This is a genomic window from Streptomyces olivochromogenes, assembly GCF_001514115.1.
Lineage (GTDB): Bacteria > Actinomycetota > Actinomycetes > Streptomycetales > Streptomycetaceae > Streptomyces > Streptomyces olivochromogenes.
In genome coordinates this window covers 1-885 of sequence record NZ_KQ948540.1, presented here as the reverse complement: position 1 = coordinate 885, position 885 = coordinate 1, and the positions used below count along the sequence as shown (strand labels likewise).

At 68.6% G+C, this 885-nt stretch carries 1 protein-coding gene; it reads right to left on the bottom strand.

Going from position 1 to position 885, the window contains the following annotated elements; all coding sequences use genetic code 11:
• Nucleotides 1-6: 6 nt before the first annotated feature.
• A protein-coding gene (locus AQJ27_RS54480) for an IS5 family transposase (protein ID WP_107120757.1) occupies nt 7-824 on the bottom strand; the annotation gives its coding sequence in 2 pieces (ribosomal slippage) (nt 7-467 and nt 467-824; 819 coding nt in all).
• Nucleotides 825-885: the final 61 nt, after the last annotated feature.

Here is an 885-nt window from a genome sequence, read left to right as displayed (position 1 = left end):
GAGGTCCTAACAAAGGCGTTGGACGTGGCGGTGGGTGATCAGGCAGGTGGCGAGGCCGAGGAAGGCCTCGTGGATGTCGTCGCGTCGTTCCCAGCGGATCCGCAGTCGGCGGAAGCCGTGCAGCCAGGCGATCGTGCGCTCGACCACGTAGCGGAAGATGCCGAGGCCGCTGCCGTGTTCCTGTCCTCGTTCGGCGATGACCGGACGGATGCCGCGGGCCCGGAGCAGGCGGCGGTACTTGTCGTGGTCGTAGCCACGGTCTGCGAGGAGCGCGTCGGGTCGGCGTCTGGGCCGGCCGACGACGCCGGCCACCGCCGGAACCTTGTCCAGCAGGGGCAGCAACTGCGTGACGTCGTTGCGGTTTCCGCCGGTCAGCGACACCGCGAGCGGGATGCCCTGCCCGTCGGTGAGGACGTGGTGCTTGCTGCCCGGTCGTGCGCGGTCGACCGGGCTGGGCCCGCTTTTGGGCCGCGCCGAGCGGCCCGCACGTGGGAGGAGTCGATCACCGCCCGCGACCAGTCCAGCTTCTTCGCGGCCCGCAGCTTCTTCAGCAGCACGAGATGCAACTCGTCCCACACGCCGGCCTCGTTCCACGCGGCCAGGCGCCGCCAGCACGTCATGCCGGAACCGAAGCCCAGCTCCTGGGGCAGGTACTCCCACTGGATGCCGGTGTGCAGCACAAACAGGATCCCGGACAAGGCCTGCCGGTCCGGGATCCGCGGCCTGCCCTCGACCAGTTTCGGCCCCGGCTTGGGCAGCAACGGCTCGATGAGCGACCACAGTTCGTCCGAGACGATCCATGGACGCGACTCCCTCTTTCCCACGACAAGACCAACGAGCAACCAGGCCGACAGTCACATGATCGACTGCTTCTGTTAGGACCTC